This is a genomic window from Bacillus sp. Root131 (genome assembly GCF_001429475.1).
Taxonomy (GTDB): Bacteria; Bacillota; Bacilli; order Bacillales; family Bacillaceae_G; genus Bacillus_A; species Bacillus_A thuringiensis_S.
Window position 1 is genome coordinate 1 of the sequence record NZ_LMJQ01000004.1, and the last position, 17,212, is coordinate 17,212.

The following is a 17,212-nucleotide window of genomic DNA, read 5'->3' on the forward strand; positions in this document are numbered from 1 at the left end:
CGAATTCAAGAAAAATTAAACCACCTATCCCCTAAAGAATTTAGGGAACAAGTGGTTTAGGTGTTTTGATTGGTGTCCCGTTTTCGGGGTTCACTTCAATGCTGTAGGTGTTCTTTTTTATTTATAATTGGATAATTTCTCTTATTTCTTCTATAGGTAACTTCGTAAATTTGGCAATATCCTCTACAGACATTCCGTTTTTATACATACCACATACCAATTGTATACGTTCGGCTTTTTTGCCTTCTTCAATACCCTTTTCAATACCTTTTTTGATTCCTTGCTCCTCTGCGTGAGCAAACTTTGCAGCTTCATCCATTAGGGTTTTTTCCCTCGCTTCATAGGCTTGTCGGAATGTCGAATCTTGACTCATTCGCTCCCACTTATTCATTGCTTTTTGTAAAATCGGATCTTGATTCATCGCAATGTCCTCCAATGTTTGAGTTAAGTGTTCATCTTCATTTGCCGGAAGTAATAACAGCCAACGAACAAATGAATCTTCCCACGGATTAACTTTCTCTTCCCGCCATTGTTCCATTAGTTTAGGAAGCTCTATAACATGAATCTCTATATCATCACTAAACTGCTTTTGCTGTTGTACATTCCATAGCTTTCCCGTTGTATGAAATTCCTCATATTCGGGAAAAAGTACGAAGTTTAACAAATTAATAGTAATTGTTTTACTAAGAGAGCTGTAAGGCATCCCTTTTTGTAACTGTGAAGTATATAATTTACCCCAGTAATACAAACTTCGTTTAATCATGTCGTGATTATTATTCAGCTGAATTTCTACGTTTACTTTAGTACCTGTGTCTAATGTGGCTGAGACATCTAAAATTGATAATTTATCATCCTCGTGTTCTCGATGTAAATGTGGATCCTCTAATTGTAGTGACATAATAGGTGATTCTAATGAATTCTTTAGCATGGCATTTAAAAATGTGATAAGAATATCCTCACTACCACTTGTCCCAAATAATTGCTTAAAAGCAAAATCAATTCGTAAATTTACTAATGACTTGGTCATGACTTTCCTCTTCCTGTCTAAGAAACTCTCTTTTCTTTATTGTACATAAAAATTAGGTAATCATGCAAATAGGAACATTCACAAAAGATAGCGCTATCATTCTTTTCAAAAATATATATTCACTAGAAAATAGAGGTAAAATTAATAGTTAATTTGGTGAATTATAACATATATTATCTTTAAATAATACCCATTTGAAAAAACAATGGATTATTTGTGACATAATTGTTAAATTTAGGGATATAAAAAGGCTTTCTATATAAAAAATAGAAAGGTGATGGTGTACGGATAAAATATAAGGGGGATTTATATTATGTTTTCAAAAAAACAAAAATTAGTAACAGTGGTTACCACTCTGACGCTAGGATGTGGATTAGTTTTCGGATTAACTCCTACTTCCGCAGATTCTATAAGTAATCCTACTCCTATTAAGGAAGAACAAGTAAGAATACAGATACCTTTTACTGGATATGTTATTTCAGCAGATGATAATTATTTAGTTGTAGCTGACACTAATACAAAAGAGGAGGCACTTTCTTATCAAAATAATTGGTGGGAATTAGCTTCTCAGAATAAAATTTTACGTGTTCCTATTACTAGCAAGGATAACTATAGCGTAGGTGAAAAACTAAATATATTTTCCGTAGGATGGACTCACTCTATTCCACCAATCGCTGTTATGCCTGTTATCGAAAAAATAATTGAATAAATTATATATTTTTTACAAAAGAAGACAGCCATTACAAATGGCTATCTTCTTTTAAACTCATTTATTCTAAATTGGACTAAAGAATTCTTGTTTGTAACTATCTTTATAAATTTATGCTATAACAACACTTGTGCACTTTTTTATTTACTGAACCATGCCTTGCTCTTCCTTCTTCATAGCTCTAATGGATTGAACTACTTTAACCATCATAGAACACTCTATTCTCTTTCGGAAGATTTTACAGCTGAACTCATGTGTTCCCTTAAGAGAACCCGTTGCATGTATTGTATTAGCTGGACAACCGCCACTACAGTAAAGCTGTGCCCAACATTCCTGACATTCCGGTTTTGAATAGCAATTACTTTCCTTAAACTGAGACTGTATCTCTGCTTTTGTAATGCCATCCCATATATTCCCCATACTATATTCTTCTTCTCCCACAAACTGATGACAAGGAAATATCTCCCCCCACGGGGTAATAGCTAGATATTCAGTCCCAGAACCGCAACCAGAAATTCTCTTTTGAACGCACGGACCTTCTGAAAGGTCGAGCATGTAATGATAAAATGTAAAACCATTTCCTTTTTCCTCACGGTTTAGCATTTCTTTCGAGAGAATTTCATACTGATTGTAAATTTCCAGCAGGTCTTCTTCACAGAGCGCATATGGTTCTTGGGAATTACAGATAACAGGTTCCATTGAGATTTTGTTAAAACCTAAGTCAGCGATGTGATAAATATCATTGGTAAAATCAACATTATTATGGGTATAGGTTCCACGTACATAGTATTCTTTATCTCCACGCTTCTCAACAAACTCCTGGAACTTTGGAACGATATGATTATAGCTACCTTTCCCATTGACAGTTTTACGAAGATAATCATGAACTTTTTTTCTTCCATCAAGGCTTAATACAACATTGTGCATTTCTTGATTTAAGAATTCAGTAATTTCATCATTAAGCAGCATACCATTTGTAGTAAAGGTAAAACGAAAAGTTTTTTTGTACTCTTTTTCTTTATTTCTTGCATAGGCGACAATCTGTTTGACAGTTTTCCACGCCATGAGTGGCTCCCCACCAAAAAAATCAACATCGAGATTTCGATGATTACCTGAGTTTTCTAATAGAAAATCTATGGCTCTTTTTCCAACTTCAAAACTCATTATGGCTCTATTTCCATTGTATTTTCCTTGGCTAGCAAAGCAGTATTCACACGACAGATTACATGTATGCGCTACATTAAGGCAAAGAGCTTTTACATAAGTGGGACGATTTATCAAATCAATTGAAAGGTCCCTATAATCATCTTCGGTAAAAAGCTTCCCATCTCTTTTTAGTTCTTCAATATCCGCAATTGTTTCTCGAATTTCCTTCTTGGAAACGTGGAAATCATATTTATACTTTTCCTGCATTATTGACAGGATTTCTTCCATAGGAGTATTCTGATATAGCATAATTATTTCATAAGCAAGATCGTCAACGACATGTACGGATCCGCTATAAGTATCTAACACGATATTGTATCCATTTAATTTATATTGATGAATCATACTGGATAACCAAACTCCTTTTTCATAAAGATTGCCACCTAAATAAAATATAATTGAATACTATACTTCTTGTTTCCTATTTATTGTATTTTCACACTTTTGATTTGCAACTCCACATGAGGTTTTACAAGCAGACTGACAAGATGTCTGACATGCACCACACCCACCATGTTTTATAGTATCTTGCAGTTTACAAGTGCTCAGTGTTATAATTCTTTTCATTGTTTATAACCTCCTTTTGAAATAATTTTGAAGAACTAAGGTATATGATTGTGAAAAAAATCACAATCATATACCTTAGTTCTTCAATTTCCCACAAATTATTATTAATATCCTTATATATTAACGAATTACTTTATTTTACGTTCCTTTCTTTTAACCTTAATTTAAAATATCACGAGAAGGTTAAATATTATCTATTTAACAGTTACATATCGCAAAGCTACATATAGAATAATATTTATTGTAATTATTTATACATTCATAAATAAGGTACGTGAAATTACAACATTTATCTTATAATAAATATGGGCGTTTATAACTTTGTGCTACAACTATAAAAAGTCAATCCCATTGGAATTGACCTTTTATAAACTGTGGCAACAGAAGGATGTCATAAAACTAGGATTTGATATTGTAGCATTTCATTTGTGAAAAGTATAACATGATTAACTAAGAATAGATGTGTCAATCCTTGGAACATTAGCTATAACTTGATTTTTTGAGTATATATAATAGTTAGTGGGGCTATAGAATTCATCCTACATCACTATTAATAATTAACGTTTTTTAATAATAAAAAAGGATGTCTAAAAAACACTATTTTTTTAGACATCCTTTTTATCTATTTTATTAATAATCCTGTAGGAGTAACTTGATATGTTTTTTTCTTGCCTACAAATTCCTGTTTACTATTCTCAAGATTAGTAAGTGTGGCACGGGTCTTTTCCTTCTGTGCTTCTCCCTCTATATGAGTAAACTCAATATAATCCCCTACTTTGACTGAAACGGTTTGGCTCTCAGCAGATTGTTGTCTATTTCCTATAATGTCTTTATTGTACAAAATATTACCGGATGAATTCTGGCGCTTCTAATTTAATCTGCATTTTTTCTGTTGCTTTGTTATACTCTACTTTTGCGATTTCTCGATCATTATACCCCTTTAAAGACCAGGTAAATTGATTTCCATCTAAAACTGTTGTTTCTGGCATTTTTTCTACTTTCTTCAGGCCTTCTTTTGTCACTTGATATCTTGCTGTCTTTCCAATGGTTTCATTTTTGTTATTTTCAAGGTTAATTAAAGTCGCTCGCGTTTTTTCCTTTGTTGCTTCCCCTTCTATATGAGTAAGTTCAATGTAATCCCCTATTTTCACGGGCACAGTTTGACTTTCAGCATTTTGTTGTTTATTTCCCACGATTTCCTTATTGTACAGGACGTTGCCAGAAGAATTCTGGACCTTAATACTCGCATACGTACTAGCAAAGTAGGAATGTGGTACACCTGCTTCTAGTTTTACCTTCATCTCTTCTACCGTTTTATCATAATCTACTTTTGCAAATTCTCTATCACTATATCCTTTTAATGACCACGCAAACTTGTTTCCTTCTAAAATTGTTGCTTCTGGCATTTTTTCTACTTTCTTCAGGCCTTCCTTTGTAACTTCATATATGGCTTTTTTTCCAAAGCTCTCTTGTTTACTATTATCTACATTTGTAAGAGTAGCCCTATGTACACCTTCTAGATGTGTTAACTCGATATAATCGCCTACTTTGACTGGAACTNAAGCTCTCTTGTTTACTATTATCTACATTTGTAAGAGTAGCCCTATGTACACCTTCTAGATGTGTTAACTCGATATAATCGCCTACTTTGACTGGAACTCTTTGCGCTTCAGCATTTTGTTGTTTGTTTCCATAAATGTCTTTATTGTATACTACTTTTCCTGTTGCATTTTGTACTTTAATACTCGCATACGTTTCATTAAAATAATGATGCGGTACGCCTGCTTTTAAGTCGATTTGCATTTCTTCTGTTGACTTATTGAAATTAATTTTTGCAAACTCAAAATCACTAATTCCTTTTAGTGACCATGCAAACTGCTTTCCTTCTAAAATACTAGAAGAGTTCGGTATATCTGAATTAAAACCTAAGTTATTTAATATAGATTTTAAATCAGGTAAAACACCTATTCTATCATTCCAAGGATCTTGAGATTGTGTTCCTGTATTTGGATTACTTAAAATATTTCTTAATTCGGCTGGTGTATAAGGAGAACCTCGATGTTCTTTAGCAATACCTTGAATCGAAGTTGCTGCCCCGGCAATAATTGGTGAAGCACTTGATGTTCCACTAAATGTTGATGTATATAAATTTGTAGTATTTTGATTTGGATTTGCTGATGTTGTATCAACATTTTCTCCCCATCCATATACATCTAATCGACTTCCATAATTTGAAAACCATAAACGTTTATGTGGAACAGTTGATGATCCCGCCCCAACCATAATAGCACCTGAATCCTTGAAGTCTGGACTATTTCGATTTAAGATCTTTTTTCCATTACGATCTTTAAAATTATCTAAGTCGTTTGAACCATTTGCGCCAGCTTCTATAATAATAATCCCTTTATCTGCACCAACACGAATTGCATCAAAAATATCTGGATGTACTTCTACAGGTAAATATTTATCCCCATACCCATCATATGAAGCTTGTGCCTCTAATAAAAGAACATCCCCTGATTGTAAATTATGTACAGCACTTAAAATAGCATCTGCTGTATTATAAATTCCATTATCCCTAATTTGGGATATTACTTTTACATTTGCTTTTGGTGCAATTCCAATATTTCCAATTTGATTATCTTCGGATGAAACAATTCCTAAAACTGAAGTACCATGAGCTCTATGCTGGCTTATATTTTGTCCAGACATAAGCTTTATATTTTTATTGACTAAATCCTCATGGTTTAATAACCACCCATATTCCATATCCACAAAAGTTGTACCCTTCCCGTCACCACCCTTAATGCTCCAAGCATGCGAGGCATTAATTCCCTTTGGTGCCGCTTCAAGATATCCTTGATTTTTAAATCTAGGATCATCGTACGGATTAACAGATAAATCTTGTACCTGTATTTCAGGGGGTGTCAAAATTTGTTTTTCTTGTATATAAGCCTCCTCTACAAGAGGTGATGTTTCAAATTTTTTCAGTAACAACTCTATTTCTATGTTATTAGGAGCTTGTACAATATAATAATTTAATAAATTATTAGCTGATTGATTAGCAAATGATTTAGAGTGTACTGATAACTTTTCAATCTCTATCGGATTTACAGATGAGAACAGACGATTCAAAGTAAGTTCTTTATTTTCAGAAAATAACTCCTTTAAATTGTTATCATAATCCCCATTTTTTATTCTTTTCTCAATACCATCTTCATAAGGTAAGTCAATTTGATTTTTAAACTTTACAATTAATCTTTCTTCCTGTGAATCTCTTTCCTTGTATGTGACATTATAAGATTCAGCATAAACTTTATTATGAATACTATCATTTTGTAGGATTAGATCTGTTCCTACAAAAGTTGTCATTGCAATTGATGAAATTAGAAACCCTTTGAATATGTTCATACTATACCCGCCAATCTATATTCTCTTGAGATTTTTTTAATGCGTATAATGGTTAAAATTTTTATATAATATATAAATCTATAATTTAACTTTTGTAGTAAAATCTATGACTTTATTAATAATCCCATAGAGGTAACCTGATATATTCTTTTCTTTCCCATATACTCCTGTTTACTATTCTCAAGATTAGTAAGTGTGGCGCGTGTCTTTTCCTTTTGTGCTTCTCGGTTTGGCTCTCAGCAGATTGTTGTCTATTTCCTATAATGTCTTTATTGTACAAAATATTACCGGATGAATTCTGGACTTTAATGCTTGCATACGTATTAGTAAAATAAGAATGGGGGATACCCGCTTCTAATTTAATCTGCATTTTTTCTGTTGATTTGTTATATTCTATTTTCGCGATTTCTCGATCATTATATCCCTTTAATGACCAAGCGAATTGATTTCCATCTAAAACCGTTGTTTCTGGCATTTTCTCTACTTTCTTCAAGCCTTCTTTTGTAACTTGATACCTCGCTGTCTTTCCAATGGTTTCATTTTTGTTATTTTCAAGGTTAGTTAAAGTTGCTCGCGTTTTTTCCTTTGTTGCTTCTCCTTCTATATGGGTAAATTCAATGTAATCCCCTACCTTGACGGGCACAATTTGGCTTTCAGCATTTTGTTGTTTATTTCCCACGATTTCCTTATTGTACAGAACGTTGCCAGAAGAATTCTGGACCTTAATACTCGCATACGTACTAGCAAAGTAGGAATGTGGTACACCTGCTTCTAGTTTGACCTTCATCTCTTCTACCGTTTTATCATAATCTACTTTTGCAAATTCTCTATCACTATATCCTTTTAATGACCACGCAAACTTGTTTCCCTCTAAAATTGTTGCTTCTGGCATTTTTTCTACTTTCTTCAGGCCTTCCTTTGTAACTTCATATATGGCTTTTTTTCCAAAGCTCTCTTGTTTACTATTATCATTATAACGACAAGCATCAAATTCTAAACATTTACTTACGACGACTTCATATATGGCTTTTTTTCCAAAGCTCTCTTGTTTACTATTATCTACATTTGTAAGAGTAGCCCTATGTACACCTTCTAGATGTGTTAACTCGATATAATCGCCTACTTTGACTGGAACTTTTTGCGATTCAGCATTTTGCTGTTTGTTTCCATAAATCTCTTTGTTATAGACCACTTTACCTGATGTGTTTTGCACTTTAATACTTGCATATGTACTATCAAAGTAGTCATGTGGTACACCTGCTTTTAGATCTATTTGCATTTCTTCTGTTGATTTATTTAAATTTACTTTCGCAAATTCAAAATCTCCAATCCCTTTCAGCGACCAAGCAAATTCATTACCTTCAAAAATGTTTGGAGATTCATTTTTGATTTGTACCTTTTTCTCAACAGTTTGATCAAATATATCCGTTAATACAATTTTTGCATAAGCATTTGTTGGTAATGATATAGATTGACTGATTCCATTTTGATAAGATTTAATATCATCAATTACGTTAATAGGTTGGCCCGTCATATTTTCATTGTTATAAATTTCAATTTTCCCCTTAAATTGCGGTGTACTATTTTCTTTTAGTTTCCAAGATACATTTAATTTTTCATTTTCATAATATATAGATTGGATATCAAAATCTAATTTTCCTATTTCAGGTTGAGTAGGTTGATTTAGCGTGAATATTTTTCCTGACCCAATAGTAGACTGCGTATTACCTCCTGCTTTGACCCATACATATTCTGAAGTAGCTCCTCCATCATATTGATAAGTATTATCATGCGTTCCAGAAATACTTTGATTATTCCAAGAACTCCATTGTTTATCAACTAATTTTCGGCTATAACCATTTTTTAGGCGCGCTTCTCGAACATTCTGTCCACTATCAGCCCAGTCTTCTTGAAACATTCCTAATCCATGATTAAATGCAACATTAGCAACCGGAAAGTCCATAATTGCAATTTGATGCCATTTATTCTTTGTTACATCTTTCATCCATTGTCCAAATTTGGTATGACCATTTTCTTGCCATGAACGCATTGTCATTCTGTACCAATTGTTGTCTTTCCAACCATAAGTTGTTTGAACCTTCATTCCTGTTCCTTCTCCTCCAAAGGGGCCAGCTTGCGAATTCGGAGATAAGTATTCGGCTTTTATTGCTTCTTTAGAGGAAATTGGATCCCATAAGGCAAAATGTAAAGTACGTTTTCCATTTTCATCAAACCCACTTTGTTGTTGAAAACCAGCATATCCTCCAGCTTCACCACCTGCATTCCAGTTGTGTACAGCCCAGTACGTATAAGGTGGAGTCTGAACTGGTGACCAGTCTATACTAATAATATCTGAGACAGGTATATTTTGGGGACTCACATAAACTGCTGGAGCAGCTGAATGTGTTGCAGCTTTAGTGTGCAACATAGACGTTCCAAACATAGAAAACATGCTACATGCTGCGGTCATTATAATAACTTTATTAAATCTTTTCTTCGTTTTCTGACTAATCACTAATCTACATCCTTTTCTAATTTTTATTGTTTCCCGACAGAAGACTCCTTCCTCAAAAATGTGAAGGTGTGAAACACCAATTTTAGGTGGGAGATGAATGTCGGTTGGCATAAGCCAACATGTTTGTTATCATTTACTTGTACAGATTGCTCTTTGAAAACTGAAGATATGGAGTTGGTTGCAGAAAAACGTTGCAACCGTAAAATCTTCAACGTTCTATCGCCCCATGCTTACCGAAGTTGCGAAAACCAAGCTAAAGTAGGGAGTGTGGTGCGTTAACGTACAAGATACTTATGTTCTCACCGTAGGGACTACGGGTAGAGCCTGCTAAGATAACCAGTGGATACACCGGTGTTCGCAGGAATCTCCCACTTCAAAAAGTCCGTAAGGGCGTTAAGTGGTGAGTAGTTCAATATTGAATAATAACTTAGTAGAGAAATCTATCAAAATTCAAGCAACATCCAGTAAATCTTTAAAATACTGCCCCAATTTTATGTTGTTCTATCTTCACATCTGATTCTTACATGTTATTTGATTGTAATTGGTTTCCATAAAGATAACGCAAATATCCAATTCGGGTCCCCATTTCCTTGATGACTTTGAACCGCTTCATACACTGTCCCTTGATGTTCAACTTTATCGCCCTTTGTATATGCCTTCTTTGGATCCCATTTCTCATAAGATACATTTTGATCTTTTGTTTTTACCAGAAGAATTTCACTTTGAATTGATGTATTTCCAGCTGCATCTACAGCCTTCACTGCATATTTATATTCCTTATTAACTGTTAAGTTTTGATCAGTAAATGTCGTTCCTTGTACGGTTTGAATCAATTGTCCATCACGTAATACCTGATATTCTTTTACACCTACATTATCTGTAGACGGATTCCATTTTAGCTCTACACTGTTAGAAGTAAGGTTGCTTGCATATAATCCTTGTGGCTGTGTGGGAGCTTCTGTATCTGGTTCCGGATTAACAATTTTATCTACTTTCTTCAATCCCTCTTTTGTAATCTCATACACCACTTTGTTCCCAAAACTTTCCTGGATGCTTTTTTCCACATTTGTAATAGTAGCTCTATGCACACCTTCTAGATGTGTTAACTCTATATAGTCTCCTACCTTAACCGAAACTTTTTGCGATTCAGCATTTTGTTGTTTATTTCCATAAATCTCTTTGTTATAGACCACTTTACCTGATGTGTTTTGCACTTTAATACTTGCATATGTACTATCAAAGTAGTTATGTGGTACACCTGCTTTTAAATCTATTTGCATTTCTTCTGTTGATTTATTTAAATTTACTTTTGCGAATTCAAAATCTCCAATCCCTTTCAGCGACCATGCAAACTGGTTTCCTTCTAAAATATTATTTACATTAGGCATATCTGGTTTAATTGGATTAGAATCTGTACCCTTCCAAATCTCTGCTGTTAAAATTGGATATCCTAATGCAGCTACTTTTTGAATGGTATCGTTGTTTGGATGTAATCCCCACTTCTCAAAGAAAGGAATCAAATTTTGTTTGGCTACTTTTGATGCTGAAATCATAAATAATTGTTTTTTATTTTCATCAGTTTGTGGAAGTTCACTTGAAGGCATGTCTCTATACAATTGATGCAATTTAGGATAGAAATCCTCTCCATACGCTAACTGTAGTTGCCAAAGCATAACAAGCTTTACAAAAACATCGCTAATTTCATCATAATTTTTATTCACTTGTTCTAGATATTGAAATGCTTTTGGATAAATTCCACTTTTCTCTAAGTTGGATGGTTGATTAAATGCTTTTTCTACAGAAAGGCTGTATATATTATTTTGTACTTCTGTCATATTATAAAACTTCCAGGGCGATTGTTGTCTCAAATGTCCTGCCTCATGCCAAGGGCCCCAGCCATCTGTTATAAATTTATTAATATCTAACACGTATTGGATTGCGTCTCCTACATATGCTGTTCGATAAGAAGTTGCATACATATAATAATCAGGAGAATGATTTTCTTCTACGTAATGAACATAATGTTTATCTACTTGTTCTTCAGATAATCCAGCTACTTTGTCTTGAATTCGAGTAGCTTCATCCATCTTTTTTAAGAGTTGTACAGGATCTGTATTAGAACCCAACAAATATTTCTTAACACGTGCAGGGCTGGCCGTAATTAATACACGTTCGCCTTTTAACTCCACTGCATGTGCACTAGGATACTGGTCCAGCATGTTTATTAAATCTTGTTTTGTATGCTTTCCTAGTTCAAAGAAAGGCGTAGTCGTTCCACCTGTTGTAATTGTTGTTCGAATGCTACCTCCTTGTTGTTTATTATAAAAATAAATCATCCCCCCATTTGGAGATTGGATTGTGTTTATACCAGGTTTTAATGTAAATGATTTTATCTTAGAATCTTCTCTCCAAGAAGCATCATATGAATACGTTCCAATATATACCTCAATATCTTGATTACCTTCTACATTAATCGTTATTTGTTCATTTGGCTTTGCATATAAACCAGTTGGTTCATATGGACTAAATGCCATACTTTTTCTTTCCTGTTGTTTTAGTACCTCAACATCCCCTTTTCCTGGGACTGTAAATATTCTATTTTCTGATTTAACTGACTTTTCACTTTGCAGTGATGTCGATAAACTTTTTTGCTGTTGCGTTTCCTCTGCAAAGACATCTGATGAAGAAGCCATTCCAGAAGCAATTATAGTTAATGTTGCAGTAGCTACAAGTATTCTTTTAGTTTTATGCTTTGATTTATTCCCCATAGTATCTCCCTCTCATTTCCTTAATAAATTTAATAGTTTTGGTTTCTTTAGCATGTACTTACGTGCAAAAACAGTTTATGAACTTGTATTTATTACTTTTTTACATAGTCCTCCCTTATTCTATTTATAATTATATTTTGATATTATTTTATGACACATATTAATACAACTTTATAAAATATCAATCAATAATGAGCTTTTATGTTTTGATTTGGTATTCTTAACTATCTTATAAATCAAATAAATTACATAAAGGTATTCATTTCGTATGAATACTACTTTAAATCAAATTATTTTCAGATTAATAATTCACAAAAAATTAATATTATGTAAAATCCTATCAAGGAAATAAATACAAACTGATTTGTCATATATACATTGAAATCACTAAGACATTTACTATCATCCGAATAATTCATTCCTTTTTTCTATTTCAGTTTAATTTTGTAAGTTATTAAGAGAAAAAAACGCTATCTTTTCCTAGGATTCCACAGAAAAGATAGCGTAGTTCTTATAATTTAAAATGATGGTTGAACTTTTGTATTCGATTTTAGGCAAACTATTTATTTTCATTTAAAAATTCAAGAACTTTATTAAAAGTTTCTCGCCCTGCTGGTGTGTTCATTTTAAATTGAAATTCATGAGCCAACTCACCAGAAACATTTCTATCAAAGAAGAGTTTTTCTGTAGGTACTCTCTTACTTTCTAACTCGGACGCTAATGCTTTGGCTTGATTTTCAAATGATGCAGTATTTCCATCTGTAATAAATGTTGGTGGATAATCTTTTGTAACGTGTTTAATGATAGAAGCAATTTCTATTTCAGGTAATGTTTCAAAATCCTTTTTCCCAAAGTAAGCCCAACCAGTGGTACGCATAAAATCTTGTACTTCTTTAGTTGTTTCCATTTTAGCTAATGCAGGCATATTATATGGACCACAAAATAGTAACGTACCTTTAATTGTAGCAGGCTCAACAACAGGATCAATTTTAGTTAACCTTGCATAATTGGCAGATGTTTGAATATTAACAAATTGTCCAGATATTTGTGCTCCAGCAGAATCTCCTGCAAAATAAACCTGATCAAGTTTTAAATTATATTTCTTTGCATTTTCTTTTATATATTCATAAGCCTCACCAAGTTGGAATACTGGTGTAGGATATTTCATCTTAGGTGCAAGAGCATAATTTATATTTATCACTGTATAACCCTGAGCTGCCAATTCTACTGCATAACCAGTGATATCGGATTTATCTCCGCCTACAAATCCACCCCCATGTACCCAAAAAATAACAGGTGTTTTGTCAGGATGGTTTTTCGGATAAATAATATCTAATATACCATCAGGAAATTTAGAATTATAATTGATGTCCTTAACAATTTGTGTTTCTTTTAAAGCGTTTTGATAATTATCCGATTGAACAAACATTCCACCTTCAAATGCTTTTTTTATTAGAAACGCTTTTGGAGTAGGTGAAAGGTTCCAATAACTAACTCCTGCAATAATCAATCCGAAAACAATCAAAAGAATTATTAATATTCTTTTTTTCCATACCCCTTTAAGATTTGACTGGTTTATTTTCATAAACACATACTCTCCATTCGTTTTTAGTAACTAACTATACAAGAAAATAAATATATTTTTGCTTCCTGATGTGTATTTGTATACAAAGGGTTATTTGTTCTTATTGTGTACATGCTTGGTACTTTATATCTATTTGTTATTTCAAAATATCACCTTGATAGCGTTTAGATAGATTTCTTGCTCATAGATTTAAGAATTTTCACTATCCCAAAGGAAAAAATATAAGCGGATATTAACCAAACATCTTTTAAATATGGAATGTCCCTAAAAAACGAATCTATTTTGAAAATAGATCCGTTTTTTTACGTATAACATAAACTTTCAAGTTCTTTTGATTAAATCTTTTATAAAAAAAAAGGTACATCCCAAATGAGAAGAATCCTACTTGTCCAAACATGCAGGGCATGGTACCTTTGTCACTGATATATCTCATTTATAGTTTGTTTAATTGACTATGTCTTTTAGAATATATAAAATATACTATTATCCCTATAAATAACCAAATACCGAAGTAAACCCAGGTTTTTAAAGGTAGATTTACCATTAAAAATAAGCAACATGTTATTGAAATAATCGGTAAGATTGGTACCAGTGGTACCATGAAACCACGTTTTAAATTTGGATGTGTTTTACGAAGAATAATAACTGACACACCAACCATCGCAAATGTTAATAACGCTCCAATATTCGCTAAATTCGCTAATTCTTTTAAATCGATAAATCCAGCAATTAAAGCACTACCAATACCTGTTAACCAAGTTGAGAATACTGGTGCTTCTGTCTTCTTATTAATTTTCGCAAACGATTTTGGTAATAAACCGTCACGACTCATCGCAAAGAATACACGTGTTGTTGCATAAATGTAAGCAAAAATTACAGCCATAATACCAATTACAGCTCCAATTGCGATTATACCCGCTACTTTATCTTGTCCTACAACTTCTAATACGTAGGCCATTGCTTCTGGTACATCTAATTCCTTATAAGAAACCATACCAGTCATAACAAGGCAAACTATAACATAAATAATTGTACAAATAACTAACGAAGCAATAATACCAATCGGTAAATCACGTTGTGGATTTTTTACTTCTTCAGCAGACGTTGCTAACGCATCAAATCCTAAAAAGGCAAAAAATACTGCAGCTCCTCCGGCAAAGATTCCGCTTATACCATAAGGTGCAAACGGAATCCAGTTTTCTGGTTTCACGTAAAATATACCAACTGAAATGAATAAAACAACAATACCAATTTTTATTAATACCATTGCGTTATTCACTCGCTTACTTTCTTTCGTGCCTTTTGATAATAACCAAGTTAATAACAAAGTAATGATTACTGCTGGTAAGTTAACGATTCCACCTTGTGTTGGAATTGTTAAAAGTGATTTTGGTATCTCAATCCCAAACCCGTTTAATAAGTTTTGAAAATAGCCTGTCCATCCACCCGCTACTGCGGCAGTTGTAACTATATATACAGACAATAAAGTCCATCCCATTAAGTAGGCTACAAACTCACCAATCGTCGCATATGAATAGGTGTATACACTACCCGAAACTGGAAGAGCAGATGCGATTTCTGCATAACATAGGGCTGCAAACCCACAAACAATTGCGGCAATCATAAATGAAAAAATAACTGCTGGACCCGCATCTCTTGCGGCTACTAATCCAGTTAATACAAGTACTCCTGTACCAATTATTGCACCAATCCCTAGCATGGTAAGGTCAAATGCGCCCAACGTTTTTGTCAAAGTCTTACTTTTACTATCTTCTAACAATTTCCTTACTGATTTTTTCCTAAATAAGTTGGCCATAACACACGCCTCCTTTTATTTAAAAAGGAGCTAAGATATCGCCTCCTAGCTCCCCTTAAGTAAAATAATTTTATTTTATAAGATTATTGAATCGTTATTTTACCTCATTGGCAACAAAGAAATGCTCACAAACAGTTGAAATACGTTTTAAATCCACATTGCCACCTGAAATAACCGCTACTACTTTTTTACCCTGTACATATTTATCAACTTTTCCTGCCAGAAGAGCGGCTGTGGCTAATGCTCCCGCACCTTCTACGACAGCTTTTCCGCGTTGCAGTAAGTCTTTCATTGCTACTTCTAATTCTTCTTCCGATACAGTTACAATATCATCTACTAGGTCTTTTACAATTTCAAAAGTTAAATTCCCTGGTATTTTTACCGCACAACCATCCGCTATTGTTGGTGCTTCATAGTGTTCTAAAATTCTCCCCGCATCATAAGAAGCTTTCATTCCATGAACATTATCTGCTTGAACCCCAATAATATTAATGGAGGGATTAAATGATTTCAGCGCTACAGCAATTCCTGAAATAATTCCTCCTCCACCAATAGGTACAATAACAGTATCAACATCCCACATATCATCCAGAATATCTAACCCAATTGTCCCTTGGCCAGCCATNCCTGAAATAATTCCTCCTCCACCAATAGGTACAATAACAGTATCAACATCCCACATATCATCCAGAATATCTAACCCAATTGTCCCTTGGCCAGCCATTACTTCTACATCATCATATGGATGTAGGTATGTTTCGCCTGTTTCTTTTATAATCTCTTCACACTTCGCTTTTGCATCATCAAACGTATCACCGTATAAAATAACTTCAGAACCATATCCTCTCGTCGCATCCACTTTAGCTTGCGGTGCAGAGGTTGGCATCACAATTTTACTTTTGATTCCTAGTAAATGGGAAGATAATGCAACACCTTGTGCATGATTTCCAGCTGAACAAGCGATTACACCACGTTCTTTCTCTTCATTTGTTAGTTGGGAAATTTTATTAAATGCACCACGAAATTTAAATGAACCCGTTAACTGCATGTTTTCCAGCTTTAAATAAATTTCTCCACCCGTTTTACTAGTTAAATAGAAAGATTTAACCAAAGGTGTTTTTCGGGCATTTACATCAAGAATTTCTTTGGCTTTTTTAATGTCAGTGATATCTAACAATACTTTTTTGGTAATCATACTAACACTTCTTTCAATTCTTTAAAGTCCAAACCTAGCGTCATACCTAAATTTTCGTAGGTAATAATACCTTTATATACATTTACCCCAGATGCTAATGATGATTTATTTTGAATTGCAATTTCTAATCCATCTTTAGAAATTGCTAATAAATACTCAATATTTCCATTTGCCAACGCCATAGTTGAAGTACGTGGGGTGGCACCAGGCATATTTGGTACTGCATAATGAATTACGTCATGTTTAATAAATACAGGATTATCATGAGTTGTATAATGATCAATAGTTTCTACTGTACCACCTTGATCTATTGCGATATCCACAATGACACTTCCTGGCTTCATAGATTGAACCATATACTCTTTAACAATTTTAGGAGGGCGAGATCCTGGTATTAAAATTGTTGAAATAAA

8 protein-coding genes and 5 pseudogenes are annotated in these 17,212 nt (G+C 33.5%); 1 reads left to right on the forward strand and 12 read right to left on the reverse strand.

The features are described from left to right. Positions 1–121 precede the first annotated feature (121 nt). On the reverse strand, positions 122–1,027 hold the full coding sequence (locus ASE54_RS15285) for an Rpn family recombination-promoting nuclease/putative transposase (RefSeq protein ID WP_000167466.1): 906 nt from the start codon (positions 1,025–1,027) through the stop codon (positions 122–124). A gap of 313 nt (positions 1,028–1,340) precedes the next feature. Between ASE54_RS15285 and ASE54_RS15290 the strand changes: the two genes are divergently transcribed. Then, on the forward strand, positions 1,341–1,736 hold the full coding sequence (locus ASE54_RS15290) for a DUF3221 domain-containing protein (protein ID WP_000491774.1): 396 nt from the start codon (positions 1,341–1,343) through the stop codon (positions 1,734–1,736). Positions 1,737–1,880: 144 nt separating this feature from the next. On the opposite strand, the gene scfB is transcribed toward ASE54_RS15290, so the two are convergent. The 11 genes and pseudogenes from scfB to ASE54_RS36970 all read right to left on the reverse strand — a co-directional run. After that, on the reverse strand, positions 1,881–3,287 hold the full coding sequence (gene scfB / locus ASE54_RS15295) for a thioether cross-link-forming SCIFF peptide maturase (RefSeq protein ID WP_000581828.1): 1,407 nt from the start codon (positions 3,285–3,287) through the stop codon (positions 1,881–1,883). A 60-nt stretch (positions 3,288–3,347) separates the two neighbouring features. Then, positions 3,348–3,509 carry a six-cysteine ranthipeptide SCIFF gene (gene scfA, locus ASE54_RS15300; RefSeq protein ID WP_000821353.1) on the reverse strand — a complete coding sequence of 54 codons (162 nt, stop codon included), beginning with the start codon at positions 3,507–3,509 and terminating at the stop codon, positions 3,348–3,350. A gap of 622 nt (positions 3,510–4,131) precedes the next feature. After that, a pseudogene (locus tag ASE54_RS36955) lies at positions 4,132–5,069 on the reverse strand (putative mucin/carbohydrate-binding domain-containing protein); the annotation flags it as partial. Position 5,070: 1 nt separating this feature from the next. After that, a pseudogene (locus ASE54_RS15310) lies at positions 5,071–6,920 on the reverse strand (putative mucin/carbohydrate-binding domain-containing protein); the annotation flags it as partial. Between the two features lie 104 nt (positions 6,921–7,024). Further along, positions 7,025–9,435, reverse strand: a pseudogene (locus ASE54_RS15315) (putative mucin/carbohydrate-binding domain-containing protein). A 527-nt stretch (positions 9,436–9,962) separates the two neighbouring features. Then, positions 9,963–12,203 (reverse strand): M60 family metallopeptidase, encoded by a 2,241-nt coding sequence (locus tag ASE54_RS15320; protein ID WP_003256157.1) that lies wholly within the window; start codon positions 12,201–12,203, stop codon positions 9,963–9,965. Between the two features lie 559 nt (positions 12,204–12,762). Then, positions 12,763–13,788 (reverse strand): alpha/beta hydrolase, encoded by a 1,026-nt coding sequence (locus ASE54_RS15325; RefSeq protein WP_000700712.1) that lies wholly within the window; start codon positions 13,786–13,788, stop codon positions 12,763–12,765. Between the two features lie 433 nt (positions 13,789–14,221). Continuing rightward, the gene (locus ASE54_RS15330) at positions 14,222–15,604 is read right to left on the reverse strand and encodes an amino acid permease (protein WP_001284904.1); all 1,383 of its coding nucleotides are present in this window, start codon (positions 15,602–15,604) and stop codon (positions 14,222–14,224) included. A gap of 94 nt (positions 15,605–15,698) precedes the next feature. Continuing rightward, positions 15,699–16,229, reverse strand: a 531-nt coding sequence (locus ASE54_RS36960) for a pyridoxal-phosphate dependent enzyme (protein ID WP_235567835.1), incomplete at its 5' end; no start/stop codon positions are given. A gap of 1 nt (position 16,230) precedes the next feature. Then, a pseudogene (locus tag ASE54_RS36965) lies at positions 16,231–16,799 on the reverse strand (pyridoxal-phosphate dependent enzyme); the annotation flags it as partial. Beyond that, positions 16,796–17,212: pseudogene (locus tag ASE54_RS36970) on the reverse strand (alanine dehydrogenase); the annotation flags it as partial. The pseudogenes ASE54_RS36965 and ASE54_RS36970, both read right to left, overlap by 4 nt.

What these genes read in the sequence shown, in the direction of transcription:
- ASE54_RS15285 (WP_000167466.1), bottom strand. Translation starts at nt 1,027, where the DNA reads ATGACCAAGTCATTAGTAAATTTACGAATTGATTTTGCTTTTAAGCAA.
- ASE54_RS15290 (WP_000491774.1), top strand. Translation starts at nt 1,341, where the DNA reads ATGTTTTCAAAAAAACAAAAATTAGTAACAGTGGTTACCACTCTGACG.
- scfB (WP_000581828.1), bottom strand. Translation starts at nt 3,287, where the DNA reads ATGATTCATCAATATAAATTAAATGGATACAATATCGTGTTAGATACT.
- scfA (WP_000821353.1), bottom strand. Translation starts at nt 3,509, where the DNA reads ATGAAAAGAATTATAACACTGAGCACTTGTAAACTGCAAGATACTATA.
- ASE54_RS15320 (WP_003256157.1), bottom strand. Translation starts at nt 12,203, where the DNA reads ATGGGGAATAAATCAAAGCATAAAACTAAAAGAATACTTGTAGCTACT.
- ASE54_RS15325 (WP_000700712.1), bottom strand. Translation starts at nt 13,788, where the DNA reads ATGAAAATAAACCAGTCAAATCTTAAAGGGGTATGGAAAAAAAGAATA.
- ASE54_RS15330 (WP_001284904.1), bottom strand. Translation starts at nt 15,604, where the DNA reads ATGGCCAACTTATTTAGGAAAAAATCAGTAAGGAAATTGTTAGAAGAT.